Annotated in this window: 3 protein-coding genes and 3 pseudogenes; 1 reads left to right on the plus strand and 5 read right to left on the minus strand. The window is 57.1% G+C overall.

Annotation, left to right across the window (positions count from 1 at the left end):
- Window positions 1-229, plus strand: a pseudogene (locus PPP56_RS13010) (hypothetical protein); the annotation flags it as partial.
- Between the two features lie 461 nt (window positions 230-690).
- On the opposite strand, the gene PPP56_RS13015 reads toward PPP56_RS13010, so the two are convergent.
- The 5 genes and pseudogenes from PPP56_RS13015 to PPP56_RS13030 form a co-directional block, all read right to left on the minus strand.
- Window positions 691-912: a GIY-YIG nuclease family protein gene (locus PPP56_RS13015; RefSeq protein WP_502912580.1), complete on the minus strand. Its 222-nt coding sequence runs from the start codon at window positions 910-912 to the stop codon at window positions 691-693.
- A pseudogene (locus PPP56_RS13865) lies at window positions 911-1,024 on the minus strand (hypothetical protein); the annotation flags it as partial. The gene PPP56_RS13015 and the pseudogene PPP56_RS13865, both read right to left, overlap by 2 nt.
- A 582-nt stretch (window positions 1,025-1,606) precedes the next feature.
- Window positions 1,607-2,695: a DUF4145 domain-containing protein gene (locus tag PPP56_RS13020; RefSeq protein ID WP_353564486.1), complete on the minus strand. Its 1,089-nt coding sequence runs from the start codon at window positions 2,693-2,695 to the stop codon at window positions 1,607-1,609.
- Window positions 2,696-2,741: 46 nt separating this feature from the next.
- Complete coding sequence (locus tag PPP56_RS13025; RefSeq protein ID WP_353564487.1) at window positions 2,742-3,914, minus strand: hypothetical protein; 1,173 nt, start codon at window positions 3,912-3,914, stop codon at window positions 2,742-2,744.
- A pseudogene (locus PPP56_RS13030) lies at window positions 3,902-4,134 on the minus strand (hypothetical protein); the annotation flags it as partial. The pseudogene PPP56_RS13030 and the gene PPP56_RS13025, both read right to left, overlap by 13 nt.

Genomic DNA, 4,134 nt, shown 5'->3' on the forward strand with positions numbered 1-4,134 from the left:
TGACCTGCAAGACGCAAAGACCCTCGTGAACGACCCGGCTATCGACATTGCAGGCGCAATCCCGCACGCCAGCAAGGTGGGCTACCACGGCACTACGTACGCTGAGGAGATCGGGAGCATTGCAGACCACAACGCCTACCACCTTGGACAGGTCGTTACGGTGCGCCGCTTACTTGGCATCTGGCCCCCTTCCGATCTGAAGGAAGCGGACTGGTCGGCGCCAGAATGAGTCTGATTAGAGGCTGTTTGGTGTACGGAATTGACTCCCCATCGCGTGCAAAAGCCACGCCGAGGGTATCGGTTACTGCAGGGTCCGTATCCGTTATGTCTGCGGGCGAGGCGGCGTCGCATCCCCCCACCGAACAGCTGGGACAGATTTAGGCATCAAGGACAGAAGGAGGACGTTTTGGTGGTCGTGGCAGGGGACAAAATGTGTTACTCTCCGGAAACTGCTGACTGTAGCAAGGCTACTTTTCCCACATTTCACCTTGGACTCTTGCCATTAAATGGCCACAGGATCTACGTCTTCTTCCGAAGCGCAGCAAGAAGTTGCCAAATCCGTCAGCTATTTTTACCGACACCGTAGGGCAATGTATTCAGGGTTTTCTCATGGATTATACCCTGAAGCGGTGCCGCCGGGCGTGTGGGCGGTGCCAGCATCACTCGGATTCATAGGGGATCGTTTCGGAGCTAGGTCCCCAACAGTTCGTCGCTCCAATCAGCCCAAGATGGATTATCCGCTTCGATCAACGCGACTTTCTTTGCGCGTCGCCATCCTTTGATCTCTTTTTCGCGTGCGATAGCGTCTGATGGACGGTCGTAGGTCTCGTAATGCACCGGACGGGTCACGTTGTACCGCCGAGTAAATCCTGGGATCTTGCTTGCCTCGATGCTGGTGAAGGCGGTACTCAAGGTTGTTTGTCATACCGGTATAGAGCACGTGCGACCGGCTCGCCAGAATGTAAACGTAGTAGGCTCGCATGCAGAAATGAGTGCTGATATGTGGATGGCTTTGTCTTTTCATAGAGTGGTAGAAAAATACTGCAACGTGCCGATTTGCGCAAGTTGATCAACCAGACGAACCAAGGGCTTGATGGGCGCAAACCTGTCATGTGTGTCATGCTGAACGCAGTGAAGCATCTCAGTGCTGTACGGTCGGGATGCTCTGCCGCTGGGCGTGCAGGAGGGCGCCCTGTCTGTACGGGGCGTGCTGGGCGTGTTATGCTGGCGTTGAGATCCTTCCGCCTTGCGGCGTCAGGACGACGCGGGATGTGGCCAGGTGCTGACGTGAGGGCGCAGGCTTCCCACCCAGGTCATGCTGAACGCAGTGAAGCATCTCAGTGCTGTACGGTCGGGATGCTCTGCCGCTGGGCGTGCGGGAGGGCGCTCTGTCTGTACGGGGCGTGCTGGGCGTGTTATGCTGGCGTTGGGATCCTTCCGCCTTGCGGCGTCAGGATGACGCGGGGTGTGGCCAAGTGCTGACGTGAGGGCACAAGCTTCCCACACAGGTCATGCTGAACGCCGTGAAGCATCTCAGCGCCGTACGGTCGGGAAGCGGTGCTGGCAGGCGTGCGAGGGCAGGATGTGATGGGTTTGAGGGCGCGGGTTACTCTGCCGCGCTTTCCGTCTCTTGCCAGATCGCTTCCACACGCACAACCGACGCCTCCCACAGCGCCGCGCTTTGCATTTTTGCCGTTTCCCATCCCATGGCAGCCTGTTCTTTCACCCAGGTGCGCGACTCCGGCGGGAGCACGCGCTCATGCGTCTCCTGCACCGCCTCGACTGCCGGTATCGCCTCTTGTGTTTCGGCAGGCAGCCACCCTGTCACTGTGCCATATATGGTCGGCACATAAAAGAAAAACAGGCCGATGGCAATCGCTACCGTTGTCCATTTCAGCACGCGCTTAATAAAGCGCCCGATGGCACAGATGCCACGCCATACTGCAGAAAAGAAGGCACGAATCCCATTGTATATCCAAGCAAGCAGCGCCTGAATACCTTGTCGTGCGCGTGCTACGCCCTGCTTTATGCTTTGCCAGACGTTGCGCACCCCCTGCTGAAAACCAGCCGCAGCCTGTGCCACGCGCTCCTTTGTGCGCGCTCCAATCCCCGGGCCTTGTTCGGGCCTGTCTGATGTCGTGTGCTGCACTCCACTTGGGCCGGGCGAAGATGGTGGCCGGGCTACCGGCTCACTTGCTGCATTTTTCGTTTCTGTTTCGGCGAAGGGTTTCGTAGGCTGTGGTGCAGCCGGTGGAGAGACAGCCGGAGACGCTGACGGCGGCTCAGGCATCCGGTACGACCCGTTAGGGGCAGACTGATTGTGTACTTCCGTGTAGACCCAGATGGCTACTTTGTGCGCATCGCGCAGTTGCTGCTTCGCATCGCGCAGCGTACCCTCGTTGTTATGCACAGCGGCATTCCCGGCCCGGCGCATCTTGTGCAGTGGGTTCAAGATCGTACGCGACAATTTTTTAGTGGCTTCCAACCGCTCCAACCGATCAAACTGTGTAAGCTCAATCCAGTGCGTAGGCACGGACTGCTCACGAACGTAGGTCTTGGTGCACTGCTCGGCAAACGCCCGCAGCCGTGTCAGGCACGCCACCGGGTCGGTATGCAAAAGCGCCTCCGCCGACGTGGCTATGTCATGCAGTTCAGGATCGGTGTCGGCCAAAAAGTCGAAGTTGGAGGCAGGCATGAGGGAGATGAAATCAAGTCACACAAGATCAGAGGATACGTACCATTTATGCCGACGATGAACCTGATGTCTCAAAGACAAGGGTGCCTTTTTGAGCAACCCGGTAGCCGGTGCCCTCGGTCGTCAACTGGGCTGGCGTAGCTTGTATGAGATCAGAGGGATTCGCATCGTCGCTCCCCTGGATCGCTGGCTCAAGCGCTTCAAACGTCCCGTCGCGGCGAGGCACTGGGAGCAAAAATGAGGCGCCGTTGATCTCCACCAGCCAGAACGTTGCCACCGCCCGGCGCTCAGCAAACTGAAAGGGCGTGTCTGCTTCTGGAGTGTGATAGATCGGCGACACCGTCGCATCGGGATAGGTCTCCTGCATCGCACGCTCAAACATGTAGTAGCGCCCCACCATTACCCGCCCCTGCTGGCACCATGCACAGAAGACCTGGCCAAGCAACTCACGAGTTTCAGCGTAACCCGGTTCGTCGCCAGTGTCGATTGAATCTACTTCGGTGCCTTTATCCGATGGAGCCTCCGTCGCCAGTTTGTTGTCTGCGGACGGGGCCCGTGCCGCTTCAGGTAGGTTGGAATGCCTTGCTTTAAACGCGTTGACTATCTTCTGGAGCCTTCTATTTTCAGCTCCTAACGCAGCCATTCGCTGAGCCAATGCTGTGGACTCTTGTTCGTCTTCATTTTCTTGTCCGACTTCTTCTCTGGCCCTGACGACTTCAAGCGCTTGTTTGAGCTTTTTATCTTTGGCTTCGAGCGCATCGTTCTTTTTGGAAATCATGATTTTGAGATCCGCTACGATCTCTTGCATCTCCTCACTCTCCGGCTCCGACTGCGAGCCCCGACTGCGAGCTCCCTCTTCTTTATTGGCCGCTGATGTTTCTTGCGATGTGTTCTGCTGATCACGAAGCGCCATAATCTTCGTGTCGCGCTTCCGGACTTTCTCTTTGAGCTCCTTAACCTCTTCCCTCAACTCGGCAATGACCTCGCCTTGGGGCATCTCGCCCTCTTGTCTTTGCTCCTCAATCTCTTGCGACGCGTGCGCCGATGATACGCTCTCTTTTTCAGAACGACCGTCTTGTACTGCAGGCGCCGGAACTGCTCCTGATCGCTGCTCTGATGAAGAACCTACCGCATCCCAAAACCGCTTTATCTTCCCTTTCTGCCGAAGCCGGTTTTCCTTCTTCTTTTTTGTAGCGAGCGCTTTTCCTAAAAGAACCACGAATATAAGCAGGGGAATACACCGACCATTGCAATGATTCCCCACCAAAACCATCCCCAGCCACCGTCCTCCGGAAAAACAGCAGCCATGGTTGCCTGGTGTTCGCCGGGTACTTGTTGCATCGTAATCGCATCGCCCGTTACCGGCCCGAAGCCAGCGTTGCCATTCCACACGCTCTCATACAGCACCGGCTCGCCTTCAGCGCCTGTCGCCCGGGCCA

Origin of the sequence: Longimonas sp., assembly GCF_040409695.1 — a bacterium.
In the GTDB taxonomy this organism is placed as follows: domain Bacteria; phylum Bacteroidota; class Rhodothermia; order Rhodothermales; family Salinibacteraceae; genus Longimonas.

Excerpts from the sequence above, each read along its gene's own strand:
- PPP56_RS13020 (WP_353564486.1), bottom strand. The coding sequence starts at position 2,695 with ATGCCTGCCTCCAACTTCGACTTTTTGGCCGACACCGATCCTGAACTG.